General features: G+C 58.6%; 16 protein-coding genes and 1 pseudogene. 7 read left to right on the top strand and 10 right to left on the bottom strand.

The genetic code is table 11. The features are described 5' to 3' along the window. Positions 1 to 237 precede the first annotated feature (237 nt). Complete coding sequence (gene rimO, locus OKC43_RS18305) at positions 238 to 1566, top strand: 30S ribosomal protein S12 methylthiotransferase RimO (RefSeq protein ID WP_064341428.1); 1329 nt, start codon at positions 238 to 240, stop codon at positions 1564 to 1566. 107 nt (positions 1567 to 1673) lie between these two features. Here rimO and OKC43_RS18310 read toward each other — a convergent pair. Both OKC43_RS18310 and tnpA read right to left on the bottom strand, forming a co-directional pair. Beyond that, positions 1674 to 1841: pseudogene (locus tag OKC43_RS18310) on the bottom strand (DUF1349 domain-containing protein); the annotation flags it as partial. A 53-nt stretch (positions 1842 to 1894) separates the two neighbouring features. Then, positions 1895 to 2299 carry an IS200/IS605 family transposase gene (tnpA, locus tag OKC43_RS18315; protein ID WP_064341427.1) on the bottom strand — a complete coding sequence of 135 codons (405 nt, stop codon included), beginning with the start codon at positions 2297 to 2299 and terminating at the stop codon, positions 1895 to 1897. 58 nt (positions 2300 to 2357) lie between these two features. On the opposite strand from tnpA, the gene OKC43_RS18320 reads away from it, so the two are divergent. After that, positions 2358 to 3584, top strand: coding sequence for an RNA-guided endonuclease InsQ/TnpB family protein (locus tag OKC43_RS18320; protein ID WP_064341426.1), 1227 nt, complete (start codon positions 2358 to 2360; stop codon positions 3582 to 3584). 393 nt (positions 3585 to 3977) lie between these two features. Here OKC43_RS18320 and OKC43_RS18325 read toward each other — a convergent pair whose 3' ends face one another. After that, positions 3978 to 4355, bottom strand: a complete 378-nt coding sequence (locus OKC43_RS18325; protein ID WP_064341425.1) for a hypothetical protein — start codon at positions 4353 to 4355, stop codon at positions 3978 to 3980. A gap of 597 nt (positions 4356 to 4952) precedes the next feature. Between OKC43_RS18325 and OKC43_RS18330 the strand changes: the two genes are divergently transcribed. The 3 genes from OKC43_RS18330 to istB all read left to right on the top strand — a co-directional run bounded on the left by OKC43_RS18330 (position 4953) and on the right by istB (position 8294). Then, a complete protein-coding gene (locus tag OKC43_RS18330) occupies positions 4953 to 5468 on the top strand; it encodes an REP-associated tyrosine transposase (RefSeq protein ID WP_127008408.1) in 516 nt (171 codons plus the stop codon). Positions 5469 to 5950: 482 nt separating this feature from the next. Further along, on the top strand, positions 5951 to 7513 hold the full coding sequence (gene istA / locus OKC43_RS18335) for an IS21 family transposase (RefSeq protein ID WP_024945937.1): 1563 nt from the start codon (positions 5951 to 5953) through the stop codon (positions 7511 to 7513). Between the two features lie 25 nt (positions 7514 to 7538). Further along, the gene (istB, locus tag OKC43_RS18340) at positions 7539 to 8294 is read left to right on the top strand and encodes an IS21-like element helper ATPase IstB (RefSeq protein ID WP_024945936.1); all 756 of its coding nucleotides are present in this window, start codon (positions 7539 to 7541) and stop codon (positions 8292 to 8294) included. 48 nt (positions 8295 to 8342) lie between these two features. On the opposite strand, the gene OKC43_RS18345 is transcribed toward istB, so the two are convergent. The 5 genes from OKC43_RS18345 to OKC43_RS18365 all read right to left on the bottom strand — a co-directional run bounded on the left by OKC43_RS18345 (position 8343) and on the right by OKC43_RS18365 (position 15115). Further along, a protein-coding gene (locus OKC43_RS18345) for an IS5 family transposase (protein WP_232093618.1) occupies positions 8343 to 9352 on the bottom strand; the annotation gives its coding sequence in 2 pieces (ribosomal slippage) (positions 8343 to 9311 and positions 9314 to 9352; 1008 coding nt in all). 76 nt (positions 9353 to 9428) lie between these two features. Further along, a complete protein-coding gene (gene thrC, locus OKC43_RS18350) occupies positions 9429 to 10703 on the bottom strand; it encodes a threonine synthase (protein WP_270804066.1) in 1275 nt (424 codons plus the stop codon). Next, positions 10700 to 11695 carry a homoserine kinase gene (thrB, locus tag OKC43_RS18355; RefSeq protein ID WP_139411142.1) on the bottom strand — a complete coding sequence of 332 codons (996 nt, stop codon included), beginning with the start codon at positions 11693 to 11695 and terminating at the stop codon, positions 10700 to 10702. Before thrB ends, thrC begins: the two co-directional genes overlap by 4 nt. Before the next feature lie 2 nt (positions 11696 to 11697). Next, entirely contained in the window at positions 11698 to 14157 is a 2460-nt protein-coding gene (gene thrA, locus OKC43_RS18360; protein WP_270804065.1) for a bifunctional aspartate kinase/homoserine dehydrogenase I, read from the bottom strand. Positions 14158 to 14407: 250 nt separating this feature from the next. Continuing rightward, positions 14408 to 15115 (bottom strand): tRNA/rRNA methyltransferase, encoded by a 708-nt coding sequence (locus OKC43_RS18365; RefSeq protein ID WP_216953207.1) that lies wholly within the window; start codon positions 15113 to 15115, stop codon positions 14408 to 14410. Between the two features lie 206 nt (positions 15116 to 15321). Between OKC43_RS18365 and aceK the strand changes: the two genes are divergently transcribed. After that, positions 15322 to 17049: a bifunctional isocitrate dehydrogenase kinase/phosphatase gene (gene aceK, locus OKC43_RS18370; protein WP_047440538.1), complete on the top strand. Its 1728-nt coding sequence runs from the start codon at positions 15322 to 15324 to the stop codon at positions 17047 to 17049. A 78-nt stretch (positions 17050 to 17127) separates the two neighbouring features. On the opposite strand, the gene tesB is transcribed toward aceK, so the two are convergent. After that, positions 17128 to 17994: an acyl-CoA thioesterase II gene (gene tesB, locus OKC43_RS18375; protein WP_005338122.1), complete on the bottom strand. Its 867-nt coding sequence runs from the start codon at positions 17992 to 17994 to the stop codon at positions 17128 to 17130. 190 nt (positions 17995 to 18184) lie between these two features. On the opposite strand from tesB, the gene OKC43_RS18380 reads away from it, so the two are divergent. Next, positions 18185 to 18913: a transporter substrate-binding domain-containing protein gene (locus OKC43_RS18380; protein ID WP_270804064.1), complete on the top strand. Its 729-nt coding sequence runs from the start codon at positions 18185 to 18187 to the stop codon at positions 18911 to 18913. Positions 18914 to 19069: 156 nt separating this feature from the next. Here OKC43_RS18380 and rluB read toward each other — a convergent pair whose 3' ends face one another. Further along, positions 19070 to 19993: a 23S rRNA pseudouridine(2605) synthase RluB gene (gene rluB / locus OKC43_RS18385; RefSeq protein ID WP_005347347.1), complete on the bottom strand. Its 924-nt coding sequence runs from the start codon at positions 19991 to 19993 to the stop codon at positions 19070 to 19072. Between the last annotated feature and the right edge of the window lie 9 nt (positions 19994 to 20002).

Genomic DNA, 20002 nt, shown 5'->3' on the forward strand with positions numbered 1-20002 from the left:
CTCTGCCATTGAGCCGAAAATGACAGGAAAGCCAACAAAGCGGGATCTCCATAACAGGCCCGCGCGACAGGGGCAATAGCCTCATCAAGGGCGCGTCATTTCCGGCCATTGGTGCGACCCAATCCTGCCTGCCCGGAGATATTGTTCGGTTCTGCCATGCTGGCTGTATAGTTTTTGGTTAACCATTCCGGTAAAATCCGCGCCCTTGAATAAGAGCCACCTAAGAGTGATTGAGCGATGTCCAACACAAAACAGGCCCCCAAAGTAGGATTCGTCTCCTTGGGTTGCCCCAAAAACCTGGTCGATTCAGAACGCATCCTGACCCAGCTGCGTACCGAAGGGTACGATGTGGTGCCCAGCTATGACGATGCCGAGCTGGTCGTCGTCAACACCTGCGGCTTTATCGACAGCGCGGTGCAAGAGTCGCTGGAAGCGATCGGCGAAGCGCTGGCCGAGAACGGCAAGGTGATCGTCACCGGCTGCCTCGGCGCCAAAGAGAATCAGATCCGCGAGATCCACCCCAAGGTGCTCGAGATCACCGGCCCCCACGCCTACGAAGAGGTGCTGGGCCACGTCCACAAATATGTGGAGAAGCCGCAGCACAACCCCTTCACCAGTCTGGTTCCGGCCCACGGCGTCAAGCTGACCCCGCGCCACTACGCCTATCTGAAGATTTCCGAGGGCTGCAACCACCGCTGCACCTTCTGCATCATCCCCTCCATGCGTGGTGATCTGGTGAGCCGCCCCATCGGCGACGTGCTGGCAGAAGCCAAGCGCCTGAAAGAGGCGGGCGTGAAGGAGCTGCTGGTGATCTCCCAGGACACCTCCGCCTACGGCGTCGATGTGAAGCACCGCACCGGTTTCTACGACGGCATGCCGGTCAAGACCAGCATGGTCGCCCTGTGCGAAGAGCTGGCCAAGCTCGACATCTGGGTGCGCTTGCACTACGTCTACCCCTACCCGCACGTGGATGACGTTATCCCGCTGATGCGCGATGGCAAGGTACTGCCCTACCTCGACATCCCGCTACAGCACGCCAGCCCGCGCATCCTGAAACTGATGAAGCGCCCGGGTACGGTCGAGCGTACCCTGGAGCGGATCCAGAAGTGGCGCGAGATCTGCCCGCAGATCACCCTGCGCTCCACCTTTATCGTCGGCTTCCCGGGCGAGACCGAGGAAGATTTCCAGATGCTGCTCGACTTCATCGACAAGGCGGAGCTGGATCGGGTCGGCTGCTTCAAATACAGCCCGGTCGAAGGGGCGCTGGCCAACGAGCTGCCGGATCCGGTACCGGAAGAGGTACAGGAAGAGCGCTTCCAGCGTTTTATGGAGCTGCAACAGCAGGTCTCCATCCGCAAACTGGCTCGCAAAGTGGGTCAGGAGATGACCGTTATCATCGACGAAGTGGACGAAGAGGGCGCCACTGGCCGCTCTTTTGCCGATGCACCGGAGATCGATGGTCTGGTCTACCTCAACGGCGAAACCGGCCTCAAGCCGGGCGACATGGTCAAGGTGCGGATCGACGAATCCGACGAATATGACCTGTGGGCCAGCCTGATTGGCTAACCCTGCCATGGGTAAACACGCCGCGCGTTGAGCCGATAGCGTTCAACGTAACTAAACAAAAAGCGCCTGATGGCGCTTTTTGTTTAACAACTACTGGCGATAAACCGCTAGCCGAGGTCGTGCAGTGCCTTGCCAAGGGGCGCTGTGAGGCGCAAATCAGAGAAGTGCACCGCCAGTCCCTGCCGCTCCGGTGTGCAGCACATCACCCCGATAAAGCAACTTTCGCCTGGCGGAAACGGGGCTAGACGCAGCAGCGGCCACACCTTGCCATCTGAATGCGAAAGGGGACTCCCTCCGACGTAGGTGGGAGGGGAATTTCGCCGGGGCGTCAGCCCCGCTGGTTTTGAATGTATTGCTTGATCACCTCCAACGGCGCACCGCCGCAAGAGCCAGCAAAGTAGGAGCGTGACCAGAGCTCGGGCTTACTGTAAGCACCTCTTAAGTCCAGGAATTCATTGCGCAGTCGCCTTGATGTGACTGCCTTCAACGAGTTCACCAGTACCGATAGCTGTACTGTTGGGCCGTACTCTATCAGCATGTGAACATGATCAGCCTCTCCGTCACACTCTTTCAGTTCCGCGCCAAAGTCGTTACAAACCACAGTGGCATACTGATTGAATGCGGCAAGGTGTAAATCGCCCAATATCTTTTTTCGATACTTGGTCACAAACACCAAGTGAACATGGAGGAGATAAGCGGCATAGCGTGACTTATTGATGTTTATGACTTGCATTCAATGACTCTGTTCGGTGTAATGATGCGAAGAAATATTGCTACATACTGAGTATTGAATGCAAATTCTTAAAGCCTACAAATTCCGACTTGATCCGACTGAACAACAAGCACAACGCCTGCGCCAGTTGGGCGGATGTGCTCGTTATGTCTGGAATCACGGGCTGGCAGAAACCAAACGCCTTCTTGATGCTGGCGAAAAACTGCCTTCTGCTTTTGAGCTGAACCGGATGCTCACCAGTTGGAAGAAAGACCCGGAAATGGCCTTTCTGGTTGAGGCATACACCGACAACCTCCAGCAGAAACTCAAGGATTTGCACGGCGCGTGGATGCGCTGTTTTGATAAGAAACTCGCCGCCAAGGCTCCTGTTTTCAAGAAGAAAAGCGACAACAGAGACTCAATCAGATTTGTCAACTTCGACAAGTATTGCCGCCTTGAAAAAGGGCGAGTGAAGCTGCCAGCCGGGCTGGCTTGGGTCAAGTTCCGCCAGTCCCAGCTAGTTGAAGGGAAGATTAAAAACGCCACTGTCAGCCAAGCCGCCGGGCACTGGTATATCTCCTTTCAGGTCGAGCAGGAGCACCCCGAGCCAGTTCACCCGTCCGGCTCAATGGTCGGGCTGGATGCGGGTATCGCCAAGCTCGCAACCCTGTCAGATGGTACGGTGTTTGAGCCCGTCAACAGCTTCAAAACCAATCAGGCCAAGCTGGCAAGGCTCCAACGCCAGTTGAGCAAAAAAGTAAAGTTCAGCAGTAACTGGAAGAAGCAAAAAGCCAAGATCCAGCGGCTGCACTCACATATCTCCAATACCCGCCGCGATTACCTTCACAAGGTCACCACGACAATCAGCAAAAACCACGCGATGATTGTTATTGAGGATTTGAAGGTTTCCAACATGTCAAAATCAGCAGCGGGCACGACAAGCCAGCCGGGGCGCAACGTCCGGGCAAAATCAGGGCTGAATCGTTCGATATTGGATCAGGGCTGGTTTGAGCTACGCCGCCAGCTCGAATACAAGCAGGCATGGCGAGGCGGTCAGGTGCTGGTGATTAATCCGGCCTACACCAGCCAGCAATGCGCCTGTTGTGGGCACGCTGCGAAGGATAACCGCCTGACGCAAAGCCAGTTTAAATGCGTTGCGTGTGGTTATGAGGCGAACGCCGATGTGAACGGCGCTCGCAATATTTTAGCGGCGGGACACGCCGTTTTAGCCTGTGGAGGAGCGGTGCAAACAGGCCGCCCGATGAAGCAGGAACCCGGTACTGCGAGAGCAGCTATCACCCAGTAATGGGAATCCCCCTCCTGAGACGCGAAGCGCGAAGGTGGGGGAGGATGTCAAACCAGGTGCTGCGCCAAAAATCGGTCTGCTAGTCCGTTACCACCAGCAAACCGTCATCTGTCTGGTGCCATTCGGCGGGCTCATTGAGCCAGCGCCATTCCATCCCTTCCATCATCCTGCTTTGCTCCCTTTTATCCCGCGTAATCCCGCACAAATGGGGCTAGCCAACGCCTCGTCCGGTCACGACAGGTCATGGCTGCGCCTCTGCGGAACCCATAAAAGGAGTCAATAGTGTCGCTATTGCTGCCCCGATACAAGGCTTGTGCGTTGCGCCATCAGTGCGTCCCAAAAAGCGCGGGGGGCCTGATGGCCCCCCGCAAACACACCGGATGAGAAAATGCCTTACTTGGCGGCGCTATCCTTCACGCACTTCTGGACAAAGCTGTTCTTGGCCGCGCCAGCCAGCTTCTTGTCGGCTGCCGCCTTCTCGCACTTGGCCGCCGGATCCACCGCCGCGCCCGTCTTCACGCACTTCTGGATAAAGCTGTTCTTGGCCACACCGGCCAGCTTCTTGTCGGCGGCCGCCTTCTCGCACTCACCGCTCGCGGCGCCAGTGGCATCTTTCACGCACTTGCCGACAAAGCTGGTCTTGGCGGCGCCGTTAAGCTTTTTGGCTGCGGCCTGCGCCTCGCACTGCAACTGGGCTGCGTCGTTGGCAAAGACCGGATTGGCCAGCAGCACGCTGCCGCAGAGCAGGCCGAACAGGATGGTACGCTTCATGGGTGATCTCCTCTCTATCTGGTGATGTGTTTGCATGGTCATATTTGCATGACGATGTGTTGCAAATGGCTGTGATTGCAACATCTGATTGTTGCCGCAGATCCCCCGCCTCGCCAGCTTGGGAGCGGAGCAAAGGGCAACCATCGCCCGCACTATAGCGCCGATTGGCTGAGCGGGATGGTCCCCAGCCAACCCTTCCCCGACGGCAAGTCTGCCCCCAACTTTCCCGCCACGCCCGCCAACTCCAATAAAATCAAGGGCCATGGGAATCCGGTTCCCGGTCAGAGCGATTTGTTGAGCCAGCGCAAAAAACCAGTCATTACTGACACTTACGTCATTTTTTGACTGGCACGACCAGATTCGACTGGCTTAACATAGCCATCCGGTGCCTATTCATCAGTGATGGGCTGCTGCCCCGCTGGTTAATGGAGCATATTGGAAGCTGTAATCCACGGGCGGTAGCGTGGGTTTTGCACAGTGATTGATGCATTGCGTAGGTTGGCGCTGAGCGTAGCGAAGCCCAACACGCGAGCCCTCGGCCAGTTGGTGGCCATTCGGTGCAACCGAACAGACTGGATATTTCCGGAAAGGAGAACCATGCGCTATCGCCGAGCAACAACCAGTGGGGCATGTTGGTTCTTCACCGTCAACCTGGCTGACCGAAAGCAGGATCTACTGGTACGTCATATCGACCTGCTGCGCGAAGTGCTCCGCCACGTCAAACAGCAACACCCCTTCGAGATTATTGCCATGGTGGTGATGCCGGATCATCTCCATGCCATATGGCAACTACCGCCGGGTGACAGTAACTATCCCATGCGCTGGTCTCTAATCAAGGCCGGCTTTTCACGAAGTCTCGCCAAAACAGAGCGGATACGGGAGAGCCGACTCAGAAAACGGGAACGCGGTATCTGGCAACGCCGTTATTGGGAGCATCTGATCCGGGATGACAAGGATCTGCAAGCCCATGTCGATTACATCCATTTCAATCCGGTCAAACATGGTTATTGTGCCAAACCTGTCGATTGGCCTTACTCCTCCATTCATCGCCATATCGCCGCAGGATGGATAACGCCAGATTGGGCCATTGATAGTGACTCGCGTCGGGAATAATCGACTTGGGATATGTTGTAGGTTGGCGCTGAGCGCCGCGAGGCCCAACAAACGGGAGATATGATTTCCCAAATAAGATCATTTTTGACCATATAGAATCGATAACCAAAATCAAATCTAGGGAAGGTGCGAACAAGTGGATCGCACCTTCACCACGAACTCTTTGTCCGCATTTGAAATGCCCATCACTCCAAAAACCTGACTTTTTGCTGCAAGTATTCGGCTATTAAGCGCCATTTAGCCTCATTTTCGAGGCTTATCTCGATTTTTGGGCACAGCTGCGTATTCCCACGCATGGCGATCGCTCAATAACATTCATGCCGATCACTCAATAACATCCATGCCGATCGCCCAATAACATCCCAAGCCGATCACTTTTTTCCTCTATGGGAAACCATGATCGGCATGAATGTTATTGATGACTTCTTCTCCCCGCTTCGTTAAACCCGCACTTTCCAACTGGACCCAAAAGAGGAAAGTGCATGTCTGCGAGGCCTATCACCGTGAGAAAACTCAAAGAAATCCTTCGTCTCAAATATCAGGCTCAACTGGCGCATCGTCAGATCGCCCTCAGCCTGCATATCTCATCCAGCACCGTCTCCTATTACCTCAATCGCGCTGCTCAGTTGGATATCACTACCTGGCCGCTCTGTGAGCGCTGGGATGATGTCACCCTGGAGCGTGCCTTCCTCAGCACCCGCGCGGTGTCCAAAACCCGCCACAAACCGCTCCCTGACTGGGCCGTGCTCCATCAGGAGCTCAAACAGCCCGGTCAAAAAGGGGTAACGCTGGAGCTACTGTGGCAGGAGTATGCCGAGCGCAATAACGGTGCCCACTACAGCTACAACCATTTCTGTCGGCTCTATAAGGAGTGGGCATCGGTGCTGCAACCGTCGATGCGCCAGACCCATATCGCGGGCGAAAAACTCTTTGTCGATTACTGTGGCCAGACCATGCCCATCGTGGATCCTCATACCGGTGAGATCCTCTATCGGGCCCAGGTCTTCGTCGCGGTGCTCGGGGCCTCCAACTACACCTTTGCTGAAGCCACCCGCTCCCAACAGCTTGAGGATTGGGTGATGAGCCACAAGCGGGCCTTTGAGTTTTTCGGCGGCGTCCCGCAACTGGTGGTGCCTGATTGCTTGAAGAGTGCGGTCAGCGTGGCACGCAATACTGACCCGGATCTCAATCCCACCTACCAGATGCTGGCCGCTCACTTCGGCACAGCGATCATGCCCGCCAGGCCGCGCAAGCCGAAAGATAAATCCAAGGCCGAGGTGGGGGTACAGATCGTCACCCGCTGGATCCTGGCGGTACTGCGCCATGAGACCTTCCATAGCCTGGCTCAGCTTAACCAACGGATATCCGGGTTACTGACCCGGCTCAATGAGAAACCCTTCCAGAAGCTGCCCGGTTGCCGCGCATCCATGTTTGCCGAGCTCGATGCGCCAGCACTCAAGCCCTTGCCAGCGTACCCCTACCAGTACACCAAAGTGGTGTCGGTGCTGGTCGGCAAGGATTACCACGTCGACCTGGAGAAGCACTATTACTCGGTCCCTTATGCCTTGCAGGGCAAGCGGCTGGAAGCCCATCTGGCGGAGCGTACGGTCACCCTGTATCACGCGGGTAAGGTCGTCGCTCAGCACCCACGCAGTCATCGCAAAGGCCAGCACAGCAGTCTGCCCGCCCATATGCCAGCGCATCACCAGGCACTGCTGGAGTGCTCACCTGAACGCCTACTGAGCTGGGCCGCGTCCATCGGGCCCTATACCACGCATTGGGTGGATAGTTTTATCCGCCAGGCAGCGCATCCGGCCCAAGCCGTGCGACCTTGTCAGGCCCTGCTGGGACAGAGCAAAAAGTATGGCAAGGCGCGGCTGGAGGCCGCCTGTCTACGTGGCTATCTGACCGGCGCCAACCGGCTGCACCACATCCGCAACATGCTCAAACACGGGCTGGAACAACAACCAGTTGCCACCTCACGCCAGGATCCGTTGCAAGACATCCATCATGACAATGTCCACGGCGAACACTACTTCCACTAATCCATCACTCAACAAGGAAAAGAGCATGCAATTACATCTCGATGAACAACTGAGCACCCTGCGTCTGGGCGGTGTGAAACAGGCGCTGAGTCAGCAACAGACACAGAGCGCGTTGTATCAGGACATGAGCTTTGAAGAGCGGCTGCAACTGCTGCTGAGTCATGAGCTGGTGCAACGGGAGCAGCGCAAAGTTAACCGGTTGGAGAAGCAAGCGCGGTTTCGATTGTCCGGTCAAATTGAGCAGCTGGACTACCGTGCCAGCCGGGGAATAAGCAAAGCGCAGATCCGCCAGCTACTGGAAGGGCAGTGGCTGGCTCATCAGCAAAACCTGCTGCTGACGGGGGCGGCAGGCTGTGGGAAGAGTTACCTGGCCTGTGCGTTGGGCCGCTATTTTATCCGGCAAGGCGTAGCGGTGCGCTACTACCGGCTGAAAACCCTGCTGGAAGAGATGAGACTGGCGCAGGCGGATGGCAGTTATCCGAAGCTGCTGGAGCAGGTGAATAATGTGGGCTTGCTGATCCTGGATGACTGGGGCATGGAGATGCTGGATGCGGCCGAGCGCAGTAATTTGCTGGAGATCATCGATACCCGTTACGGGAGGGTCTCGACAGTGGTTGCGAGCCAACTGCCGGTAGAGAAATGGTATGGGATGATCGGAGAGGCCACATTCGCAGAAGCGATCCTGGACCGGCTGATCCACAGAGCGGTACGAGTAGGTTTGACAGGTGAGTCGATGCGAAAACAGGGCATCAACTTGACCGATGCCGATCAGGCAGAGTAAAAGAAAGACGCAGTTCCTGCGGGTAGAAAAATGGTGATCGGCATGATGTTATTGGCTGATCGACATGATGTTATTAGCCACACAGCTATCCCATGCCCGTATCATCTGGTCCACGCGAAACAGATTCGCCAGCGTAAACAACATCGCCAGTTGGTTGTCGTTCTTACGCAGCCCCTTGAACCGCGCCTTCACAAAGCCAAACTGACGTTTGATGATCCGAAACGGGTGCTCCACTTTGGCGCGGATGCTGGATTTGAGCCTCTCAAAGGCAATCACAGCCTTGTTTTTGTGCGGATGTTTTTTGAGCTCCTTGAGCCTGCCAGGTCGCATCGCAATCGCCCATTGTGCCTTTACATCTGCCAGCTCTTCACGGTTTTCTGCACCCTGATATCCTGCGTCAGCGAACACAAATGCCTCCTCGCCATGGAGCAGATTTCCCACTTGATTGAGGTCGTGCTCATTGGCTGCCGTGGTCTCCAGACTGTGCGTCAGGCCACTCTTGGCATCGACACCGATATGAGCCTTCATGCCGAAGTACCATTGATTGCCTTTCTTGGTCTGGTGCATCTCGCCGTCACGCTCGCCACGCTTGTTCTTGGTCGAGCAAGGGGCCTCAATGAGAGTGGCATCGACCAACGTGCCTTGCTTCATCATGATGCCGGCGTCAGAAAGCCATTGGTTGACGGTGTCGAAGAGCTGCCGGGCCAGCCGGTGCTGCTCCAGCAGATGGCGGAAGTTCATGATGGTGGTACGGTCGGGGATGGCCTGGTCCAGTGAGAGCTTGGCAAACAGACGCATCGAAGCAATCTCATAGAGCGCATCCTCCATGGCGCCGTCGCTAAGGCTATACCACTGTTGCATGCAGTGAATACGCAGCATGGTATCGAGTGGGTAGGGACGACGGCCATTACCTGCCTTGGGATAGACGGGCTCGATGACCGCCAGCATCATTGCCCATGGGAGCAACGCCTCCATACGAGCTAGGAATAACTCCTTACGGGTTTTGCGGCGTTTGCCATTGAAAACTCGCTATCCGCGAAGGTGAGCTGATGATTCATGCTGAACCTTATCCCTGATGCCAAGTGGGGCTCATGATCTCACATCAGGGACTTGTTCGCACCTTCCCTAAGCGGCTTAGCCCACCAAAAACGCTCTTAACCGGGCAAACTCCGCAGGCAAATTAACGGAGAGCAGCGGCAGTTCGGCGTGCTTGGCCAGCGGGCCGGGCAGCGGTACATCGAGATTGAGGATCTCGTCTACCGACTCCTTGAACTTGGCGGGATGGGCGGTGCAGAGGAACACCCCCACTTCGTCCTCGGCCAGCTGTTCCTCCAGCAGATCCCAGGCAATGGCGCCGTGGGGTTCGCAGAGGTAATCCAGCTGATGCAGGCGTTTGAGCGCGTCGCGGGTCTGGGCATCGTCACGCATACCGGAGCCTAAGGTCTCCAGTGCCCAACCCTTGCGACGGCAGAGCTCTTCTACCCGCGGCCAGTTGTTGGGGCGGCTGACATCCATGGCATTCGACAGGGTGGCCACTGTCTGGTGCGGCTCCCACTGACCGGTTTTCAGGTAGCGCGGCACGGTATCGTTGGCGTTGGTGGCGGCGATAAAGCGCTTCACCGGCAGCCCCAGCGCCTTGGCAATCAAGCCTGCGGTGAGGTTGCCAAAGTTGCCGGACGGCACGCTGATCACCGCCTTGGCGCGGTCGGCTTTGGGCAGCTGGGCCACCGCCTCGAAGTAGTAGCAAACCTGCGCCAGCAGACGGCTGATATTGATGGAGTTGGCTGAGTTGAGGCCAATGGCCTTTTTCAGCGCCTCGTCGTCAAAGGCCTGTTTCACCAGCGCCTGGCAGGCATCGAAGTCACCGTCGATGGCGATGGTGCGAATATTGCCGCCGAGGGTGCAGAAGAGCTTCTCCTGCAGCGGGCTTATCTTGCCCTTCGGGTAGAGAATGACCACCTCGATCCCCTCCAGCCCATAGAAGGCGTGGGCCACGGCGGCGCCGGTGTCGCCGGAGGTGGCAGTGAGGATGGTGATATTGTCATTTGTTCTAAAGGTGGCGAGGCACTGGGCCATAAAGCGGCCGCCAAAATCCTTGAATGCCAGGGTCGGGCCGTGGAACAGCTCAAGGGCATAGGTGCCATCCTTGAGTTTCACCAGCGGCGCCGGGAAGGTGAAGGCGGCGTTAATCAGCTCGCTCACTTTCGCTGCGGGCACTTCGTCCCCCAGCAGGTGGCTCAGGATGCGAGCAGAGCGTTCGGCCAGCGGCAGATCCAGCAGGGCATCCACATCGGCGAGCGGTTCGAGTTGTTCGGGGAAGAAGAGCCCCTGTTCGCGACCCAAGCCCTGACGCACCGCCTGCGCGAAGCTCACCTGTTCGCTGTTGTCCTTGATGTTGTAGAGATTCATAGCTCGCTTCCTGTTACCCGTGCCCCGGCCATGTCCAGTTTACAGACCCGGGCAAATCCATCTTCGTTCTGCACAAAATGTGCTTCCATCCAATCCTTCATCCGCTCGGCCTGCGCTAGATCCTTCATCACCACAAACACGGTGGGGCCGGAGCCGGAGATGCCGGTAGCCAGCGCCCCGTTCTGGGCCGCCTGCGCCCGCACCTCGGCAAAGCCTTCGATCAGCGCCGCGCGGTAGGGTTCGGCAATCACGTCTTTCAAAACGCTGGCGGCCAGCCCCTCCTGTCCGGTGTAGCTGGCGTGAACAAAGGCAGCCAGGCGACGACCGTAGGTGAGGCAATCCTGACGGCGATATTGGGCCGGCAAGATGGCGCGGGCGGCAGCGGTCGAAACCACGGTCCCCGGGTAGCAGACCACCCAGTACCACTGATCGAACACCGGAATACCCTGACTGATAACGCCGTGCTCTTCCAGCACCAGCTGCATGCCGCCGAGATAACAGGGTGCCACGTTGTCGTAGTGGACGGAGCCGGAGATCTTGCCTTCCATCTCCCCCATCAGCAGCAGCATGTCGTGCTCGTCGAGCGGCTCGCCGTGAAAGGCGTTGAGCCCCTCCAGCGCCGCCACCACGCTACAGGCGCTGGAACCCAGCCCCGAGCCCACTGGCAAGTTCTTCTCCAGCACCATTTCGAGGGGCTTGAGTTTAAGGCCGCGCTTCTCCAGCGCCTCGCCATAGGCGACCCAGCAGTCATGGAGGATATTCTTTTTCGGATCGTCCGGCAGCTTGTGGGCGTAGCGGCCCACGGATGAGAGGGCGAACGGCACGTCAGCCGCTTTTACCTGCACCCGATCGCCCAAGAGGGAGCCATCAACGGGGGCGAGCGCCGCCCCCAGTACATCGAATCCCACGCTCAGGTTGGCGCTGGAGGCGGGGGCATAGGCGACGACGCTGCCGCCTTCAGTCATATAAGAGGGGTACATGTCTGAACTCATGCTTATAGCTCCTGCTTCCAGTTCTGGGTGCGCAGCACGTCGGCAAAGACGCCCGCCGCGGTCACTTCGGTACCGGCGCCATAGCCACGCAGCACCAGCGGGATCGGCTGGTAGTAGGTGGAGAAGAAGGCGAGCGCGTTCTCCCCGTCTTTCACTTTGAACAGCGGCTCGTCGCCACCGACCGCCTTGATGGCGACCTTGCACTTGCCACCCTCGATGGAGCCCACATAGCGCAGCACCTTGCCTTCACGCTGGGCCGCGGCGAACTGATCGCGGAACCAGCCGTCGGCTTCGGGCAGGCGGGCCATAAAGGCTTCCACGTCGCCGCTGGCGTCAAAGCCGGGCGGCAGCGCCTGCTCCACCTCGACATCGGAGAGCTCAAGCGCCATACCAGCCTCGCGAGCCAGGATGAGCAGCTTGCGCGCCACATCCATGCCGTTGAGATCGTCGCGGGGATCCGGCTCGGTAAAGCCGTTGCCACGGGCGATTTGGGTCGCCTCGGAGAAGGCCATCCCCTCGTCCAGCTTGCCGAAAATAAAGGAGAGCGACCCCGACAGGATGCCATCGAAGGCACGCAGCTTGTCACCGGCCTTGATGAGGTTCTGCAGGTTCTCGATAACCGGCAGGCCCGCGCCGACGTTGGTTTCATAGAGGAACTTGCGGCGAGTCTGGCGGGCGGTGCGGCGCAGCGCCTTGTAGTAATCGAGCGAGCCGGTGTTGGCCTTCTTGTTCGGGGTGACCACATGGAAACCGGCGGCAAGGAAGTCGGCATACTGGACGGCGACCGCCTCGGAGGAGGTGCAGTCAACGATCACCGGGTTGATGATGTGACTATCTTCCACCAGCTTTTTCACCCCTTCCAGCGAGAAGCTGTCACGGGCTTCCACCAGCTGTTCGCGCCAGTTGGCAAGGTTCAGGCCATCCTTGTTGACCGCCATCTGGCGGCTGTTGGCGATGCCCACCACCCGCAGGCCAGTGCCCTGCTCGGCCAATACCGGTTGCTGGCGGGCAATCTGATCCACCAGTGCCGCACCAACGCCACCGACCCCGACCACGAACAGATCGATAAACTGCTGACTGCCAAAGAAGTTCTGGTGACACGCCTTGATGGCTTCCGCCACCTTGCGATCCCGCACCACCGCCGAGATGGAGCGCTCGCTGGAGCCCTGCGCGATGGCGACGATATTGATGGAGGCTTGCGCCAGCGAGGTGAAGAAGCGGGCCGCCATCCCCTTGCTAGTGCGCATGCCGTCACCGATGAGGGAGATGATCGCCAGATCGCTGATGATATCCAGCGGCTCCAGCAGCTGGTTTTTGAATTCCAGCTCGAACTCGCGCTCCAGCACCTTGCGGGTCTTCTCGCTGTCGTAGCTGTGGATACAGAAGCTGACGCTGTACTCGGAAGAGGACTGGGTGATCAGCACGATACTGACCCCGGCGCGGGAGACGGCGGAGAAGATGCGACCGGCCATGCCAACCATCCCCTTCATGCCGGGACCGGAGACGTTGAACATGCACATGCCGGAGAGATCCGAGATGGCCTTCACTTTCAGGTCATCGTCGCCGCTCTCGGGGCCGATCAGGGTGCCCGGCCCCTGCGGGTTGAAGCTGTTCTTGATGAGGCAAGGAATATGGAACTGGGCCACCGGCGCGATGGTTTTCGGGTGCAGCACCTTGGCGCCGAAGTAGGAGAGCTCCATCGCCTCCTTGTAGGAGAGGGTTTTCAGCAGGTAGGCATCCGGCACCAGACGGGGGTCGCAGCTGTAGCAGCCCTCGACGTCAGTCCAGATCTCGCAGCACTCGGCATCGACGCAGGCAGCCAGCACGGCGGCGGAGTAGTCGGAGCCGTTGCGACCCAGCAGCACGGTCTCGCCCTTGTCGCTGCCACCGGTAAAGCCCGGCATCAGATAAAGACAGTCGCTACGCAGCCCCTTGGCGGCAAAGCGCAGGCGGGAGGCTTCGATATCGACATGGGCTTCCAGATAGCCGCCGTCGGTGACCAGCAGCTCTTCCGGTACGATCAGCTCCAGATCCAGACCGCGCACCCGCAGCAGCTCGTGCATAAAGGCGATGGAGAGGTTCTCGCCACGGCTCAGAATGCGCGCCTGCACGTTGTCCGGGCAGAGGCCCAGCAGACGGATGCCCTGCATCAGGCGCTCGACCTGATCCAGTTCGCTGGTGAGACGGGCCAGCAGCGCCTTGTCATCGAGCGCCGGATAGGCCGCCTTCAACCCGGCCAGCAGGCGGGAGAAGATGCCGTTGACTTCAAACAGGGTGGAACTGGCATCCATGCCGCGACTGGTCTGTTCCACCAGCGCCACCAGATGATTGGTCACCTTGGCAGGTGCAGAGAGCACCAGGGCTACCTGAGATTGGCCGTGGGTGTTGACCGCGATATCGGCCACCCGTAAAAAACGCTCTGCATCGGCCAGTGAAGACCCGCCAAATTTCAACACTCTCATCGCTTTCTCTCCCTGTAAATCTATGAAATTCAATCTAAAAACCAATCCAACAAAAAGGCCCGTACTGGGTGGGTACGGGCCTTTTCTGATTTCTGTGCTTGTTCGTCAGCGCATCAACCGGCCCCAGTGCCACCTGTGGTGGTACCGGTAATAATGGTGGTGGTGATGACGTTGGTGAATAACTGCATGACGAACACTCGTTGACGAAGCTGGCTTTTAGCAATACCGCGGCTGGCGATGGGCTGTCAACTTAAACCTCTTTGCCAAGTTTGCGCGCAAGGTCTTTGCAGAGCAGGTGGAGCATGTTCAAATCCCGCTGCGGCAGCATGGGTATCCGGTCCATCACCCATTGATGCAGTTTTTCATCCTGCGAAACCCCGAGTTCACCCAGCAATTCTGCTGTTTTGCTTTTCAGCACCCGAACCTGCCCGGCGTTATCAAAATTTTCTGCTACCGCAGCGGCGCCGTCGGCGTTCAGCTCATCCATCAGCTGACTCATCTCGTAGGCGTAGAGCATGATCGCCTGCCCCAGATTGAGGGACGGGTAGCTCACCTTGAGGGGCAGATAGCTGATGAGATCGACCTCGGCCAGCTGCTCGTTGGATAGCCCCGACTCCTCACAGCCAAAGACGATGGCGACCTTGTCGAGGGAAGGCTTGCTGCGGATCTGCTCGCGGATCTCCCCCGGCGTGAGGTAGTGCTGGTAGCGACCGCGCTCACGGGCGGTGGTGGCGATCACCAGATCCATGTCGGCCAGCGCCTCGGGCAAAGTCTCGAACGCTTCGGCCTGAGTCAGGATCTCCTGAGCGCCGTGGGCCACCCAGCTCGCCTCCTCCTCTTCGTGTACCCGGCTAGCCACCAGTCGCATGGCATCGAATCCCATGGTTTTCATGGCGCGGGCAGCTGCCCCCACGTTCGCAGGTCGGGCAGGTGCCACCAGGACAAAATAGAGCTTCATCGGGTTTCCTCACAGGCCGGACGGCCTCTCAAACAGACAGCAAACAGTCGCTAAACCATCACCAAAACAGGGGCGCAATCTACCGTTTATCCCCGAAAATTGCCACTTGAACAGACGTTTGAATGTTGCGATAGTGGCCTGACGTGTGAACAAATTACACCCAATCCTTCGCGCTATCGGCCCGACAGATCACAAGGAAGAGAGAGATGCAGCAGCCATTGGAACAGGCCGTCGCCGAGACTATCTTGCAACGCTTCGAGTCGTTTTACAGCCGGTTTCTCGAGATAACCCAGGGCAGCAAGAGCCGCTTCGAGAACAGTGACTGGCTGGGGGTGCAGCTCGCCGGGCGCGAGCGCATTCGCCTCTATGACCACCATGTGGGGGCCACCGCCAGCTCCATCCGCCAGATGATGGGGGAGCACCACGCCACTCAGGAGCTGCTCAAGCGGGTCAAAAGCGCCTTCAGCGACCTGCTGCCCCGTTGTGACAACTTCGAGGTGGCGGAGTCCTTCTTCAACTCCGTCTATCGCCGGATCTTTCGCCATCGCAATATCCGCGACGAAAACCTCTATATCCACCCCTTTGTCAGCCGTGGCGAAAAACCGGACCTGAGCGCCCTGCTGCGGATCTATCGCACCGATCTCGCCCACCTGCCGCAGACGTTGAGCCAGCTTTTGGGGGATTACAGTTTCACCCTCCCCTACGAGGACAAGCAGCGGGATATTGTCGACATCCACCGCCATCTTGCCGAGAACGGCCCGCAAATCATCCATGATGAGCCGTTTGCCATCGAACTCTTGAAAGAGGTGTTCTACCGCAACAAGGGGGCCTATCTGGTGGGGCTGATCCGGGTAAAAGATCAGGTCTTCCCCTTTATCCTGCCCCTACTCAGCACCGGCCACAGCATCTATGTCGACACCGTCATCTTTGAGCCGGATCTCGCCTCCATCGTGTTTGGCTTCGCCCGCGCCTACTTTATGGTTTATGCCCGCGAACCGGCACTGTTTGTCGCCTTCCTGCGCCAAATCATGCCCCACAAGCCCGATTACGAGATCTACAACGCCATCGGCTGCCAGAAGCACGGCAAGACCGAGCTCTATCGCCACTACCGCCACCATCTGGCCCAGAGTCGGGATCAGTTCATCATCGCTCCCGGCATCAAGGGGATGGTGATGAGCGTGTTCACCCTCCCCTCCTACGATGTGGTGTTCAAGGTGATAAAAGACGAGTTCACTCCCCCGAAGGATGTGAGCCACGAGCAGGTGAAGGCGAAGTATCGGCTGGTAAAACAGCACGATCGGGTTGGCCGGATGGCCGATACCCAGGAGTTCACCAACTTCGAGTTTCCGCTGGACCGCATCTCGCCCGAACTCCTTGCCGAACTCAAGACGGTGGCACCATCGGCGCTCACCATCAGCGACGACAAGCTGGTGATCAAGCACCTCTATACCGAGCGCAAGATGATCCCCCTCAACCTCTATCTGGACAAGGCGGACGAGCAGCAGACCCGGCTCGCGCTGGAGGAGTACGGCAACGCCATCAAGCAGCTGGCGGCGGCCAACATCTTCCCGGGGGACATGCTGTTCAAGAACTTCGGCGTCACCCGCCATGGCCGGGTGGTCTTCTACGACTACGACGAGATCTGCTACATGACGGAGTGCAACTTCCGCCAGATCCCGCCGCCGCGCTACCCCGAGGATGAGTGGAGCGCCGAACCCTGGTATTCGGTGGCCCCCAACGACATCTTCCCCGAGGAGTTCGCCACCTTCCTGCTGCAAAAGCCGCAGGTGCGGGAGATCATGCTGCAACTGCACAAGGAGATGTTCGACGCCAACTACTGGAAGATGCTGCAGAGCAACATCAAGGTGGGGGTGTTCGAGGATGTCTATCCCTACCGGCGCAAGAAGCGCTTCAAGTACCAGCGCGGCGGCTGATCCCGCAGCGCCCGCGCACATCGCAGCAACGAAAACGGGGTGGCCAAAGCCACCCCGTTTTGCTATCCGCTTTGCGCCTTAACTGCCGCGACGGCGGATCACCCCCTCCTGCATGGTGCTCGCCACCAGCACGCCGTCACGGGTAAAGAACTGACCGCGCACCAGACCGCGACCGCTGCTGGCGCTCGGGCTGTCTACCACGTAGAGCAGCCAGTCGTCGAAGCGGAAATCCCGGTGGAACCACATGGAGTGATCGATGGTGGCCACCTGCATATCCGGCTCCCAGTACGACACCCCGTGGGGCTGCAGCGAGGTGAGCAGGAAGTTGAAGTCGGAGGCGTAGGCCAGCAGGTATTTGTGCACCCGCAGATCGTCCGGCATCTGGCCATTGGCCTTGAACCAGACGTGACGCACCGGATCCTGCACCGTCGGCCGAATAGGGTCGACCAGGGTCACCGGGCGCATCTCGATGGGTTGCTCGCAGAGGATCTTGTCGCGCAGAGAGGCCGGGATCAGGTTCTCGTAGGGGCGCACCAGCTCCAGCTCGCTCTTGAGCTCCTCCGGCGGGGTGATGCCGGTGGGCATCTGCGCCTGATGCTCGAAGCCGTCGGCCGGCACCTGAAACGAGGCGTTGAGATAGAAGATGGGCTTGCCGCCCTGAATCGCCTTGACCCGGCGGGTGGAGACGGTCTGGCCGTCACGGATATTCTCCACGTCATAGACGATGGGACGGGTCACATCCCCCGGACGCAGGAAGTAGGAGTGAAAACTGTGAACCTGACGGCCGGTCTCGACCGTCTGCTTGGCGGCTGACAAGGCCTGCCCCATTACCTGTCCGCCAAACACGGCCCGCAGACCGAGATCCTGGCTCTGGCCCCGAAACAGGCCCTCCTCGATTTTTTCCAGCGCCAGCAACGCCAGCAGCTCATCAAGTACCTTGCTCATCGTTCACTCCTCTATCAGAGCCGCACAGGCTAACAAGCTCACCGGAGCAGAGCAACCGCCACAACCCCTTCCGCCCGCCAAAGGGAACTTCAAGGGCCATACACCGCGACCAGCAGCATTTATCGAGTCTGTTTTTTCCTTGCCAGAACCGCTACGCTGTCAGCAATCGATAGAGGTGAGGTCACCCGCCATGCACATCCGTTATCCGGTCACGCCCTCTGCCACTTATCGCCTCAGCTCGTCCCTTCGCTTTCTTGCCACCCTGTTTGCTCTCTCGCTGCTCCCGGCCGCCACGGTGCAGAGCGCGGTAATTATCACCGGCGAATTGCCCCCCTACTCTTCAGCGACGCTGGCCAATGGCGGCGAGCTGGCAAGCAAGGTGCTCACCACTCTCAAAGCGGCAGGCCACCCGGATCTGAGGGTCTCCTACCAGCCCTGGCCGAGAGGACTTAAAAACATCGAGCTGGGCAACGCTATCGCCGCCTTCCCCTTTACCTGGACCAACGAGCGCAGCAACACCCTGTTGTTCAGTACCCCCATCGCCTTCGATATCCAGTCCTGGTACACCACGCCCGATAAGAAGGGGCTGGAATCCCCACCCTGGCAGCAGAAAACCGCCTGCGTGCCCAAGGGGTGGTTCTCCGATGCCATCGAGCGAGTGACCATCGAGCAGAATCTGATCGTCAGAACCACCAACCGCCTCAACCAGTGTGTCGAACTACTGAAAAAGGGCAAAGTCGATCTGGTGCCCATCAACGACACCTCAAAAAAGAACCTCTCGGAGGAGGACAACGCCGCCCTCTACCGCCTCTCGCTGTTTCGCCAGAACGTCACCTTCTATCTGGTCACCGCCCGCAATGAAGAGGGAGAGATGTTTATCCGCGACTTCAACAAAGAGTGGATGACACCGGCCAACTGAGGAGTGTGAGAGCAATCATTGCCATATGACCGGAGCCAACCGGCAGCTGGAGGTCACCCGCTAGAGATGAAAAAGGCCCGCACCTGTTGGTGCGGGCCTTTGCTTGGCCGACTGCGCGCTCTTTGACGAGCACACAGTTCGCAACGGGTTGTCGGCTTACTTGCTACCGGTACCGGAGTTGCGGGTAGAAGCTTGCGGCTTGCGACGGGCGGTGGTGGCGCGAGCGCGCGGCTCTTTGCCCTGCATCTCTTTGTGACGCTGCACGGCGCGACGGATCTGGGCGGCCTGCTTGTGACGGCTGGTTTTGCCATCTTGCTGCAGATCGACCTTGGATTCGGTCTCCGGCGGCAGGTTGACCAGACCGCGCAGGTAGTTCACTTCCGGCAGTTTCAGCTCTTGCCAGCCGCCGCGCGGGATGCCGCGGTCCAGCTTGACGTCGCCGTAGCGGATACGCATCAGGCGGCTCACCTGCACTTCCTGGGATTCCCACAGGCGGCGCACTTCACGGTTGCGTCCTTCGGTCAGGGTGACGTTGAACCACTGGTTCAGACCCTCACCGCCAGCCGGTTTGATCTTGTTGAACTTGGCGGTGCCATCTTCCAGCTGCACGCCCTTGCGCAGACGCTGCAGCATGGCTTCGGTGATTTCGCCAAAGACACGTACCGCGTATTCCCGCTCCACTTCGTGGCTCGGATGCATCAGACGGTTGGCCAGCTCACCATCGGTGGTGAACAGCAGCAGACCGGAGGTGTTGACGTCGAGGCGGCCGACCGCGATCCAGCGGGCACCTTCCATCTTGGGCAGACGATCAAACACGGTGGGACGACCTTCCGGATCGTGACGGGTACACATCTCCCCTTCCGGCTTGTGGTAAGCCAGTACGCGGCAGATCACTTCCTCTGCGGCACGGGTCTTGACCTGGTGACCATCCACCCGGATCACGGCGTTCACTTCGACGCGATCCCCCAGTGTGGCGACCTTGCCATCCACACTGACCCGACCTGCGGTGATCAGGGCCTCCATCTCACGACGGGAGCCGTGACCCGCGCGGGCCAACACTTTTTGCAGTTTTTCACTCATCGGGGTTAC

Origin of the sequence: Aeromonas sp. Y289-2 (assembly GCF_027705925.1) — a bacterium.
In the GTDB taxonomy this organism is placed as follows: domain Bacteria; phylum Pseudomonadota; class Gammaproteobacteria; order Enterobacterales; family Aeromonadaceae; genus Aeromonas; species Aeromonas veronii.

Coding starts and splice junctions, on each gene's coding strand:
- thrB (WP_139411142.1), bottom strand. CDS start 11,695: ATGAGTTCAGACATGTACCCCTCTTATATGACTGAAGGCGGCAGCGTC.
- thrC (WP_270804066.1), bottom strand. CDS start 10,703: ATGAATCTCTACAACATCAAGGACAACAGCGAACAGGTGAGCTTCGCG.
- istA (WP_024945937.1), top strand. CDS start 5,951: ATGTCTGCGAGGCCTATCACCGTGAGAAAACTCAAAGAAATCCTTCGT.
- OKC43_RS18325 (WP_064341425.1), bottom strand. CDS start 4,355: ATGAAGCGTACCATCCTGTTCGGCCTGCTCTGCGGCAGCGTGCTGCTG.
- rimO (WP_064341428.1), top strand. CDS start 238: ATGTCCAACACAAAACAGGCCCCCAAAGTAGGATTCGTCTCCTTGGGT.
- tnpA (WP_064341427.1), bottom strand. CDS start 2,299: ATGCAAGTCATAAACATCAATAAGTCACGCTATGCCGCTTATCTCCTC.
- rluB (WP_005347347.1), bottom strand. CDS start 19,993: ATGAGTGAAAAACTGCAAAAAGTGTTGGCCCGCGCGGGTCACGGCTCC.
- OKC43_RS18330 (WP_127008408.1), top strand. CDS start 4,953: ATGCGCTATCGCCGAGCAACAACCAGTGGGGCATGTTGGTTCTTCACC.
- aceK (WP_047440538.1), top strand. CDS start 15,322: ATGCAGCAGCCATTGGAACAGGCCGTCGCCGAGACTATCTTGCAACGC.
- thrA (WP_270804065.1), bottom strand. CDS start 14,157: ATGAGAGTGTTGAAATTTGGCGGGTCTTCACTGGCCGATGCAGAGCGT.
- OKC43_RS18320 (WP_064341426.1), top strand. CDS start 2,358: ATGCAAATTCTTAAAGCCTACAAATTCCGACTTGATCCGACTGAACAA.
- OKC43_RS18380 (WP_270804064.1), top strand. CDS start 18,185: ATGCACATCCGTTATCCGGTCACGCCCTCTGCCACTTATCGCCTCAGC.
- istB (WP_024945936.1), top strand. CDS start 7,539: ATGCAATTACATCTCGATGAACAACTGAGCACCCTGCGTCTGGGCGGT.
- tesB (WP_005338122.1), bottom strand. CDS start 17,994: ATGAGCAAGGTACTTGATGAGCTGCTGGCGTTGCTGGCGCTGGAAAAA.
- OKC43_RS18365 (WP_216953207.1), bottom strand. CDS start 15,115: ATGAAGCTCTATTTTGTCCTGGTGGCACCTGCCCGACCTGCGAACGTG.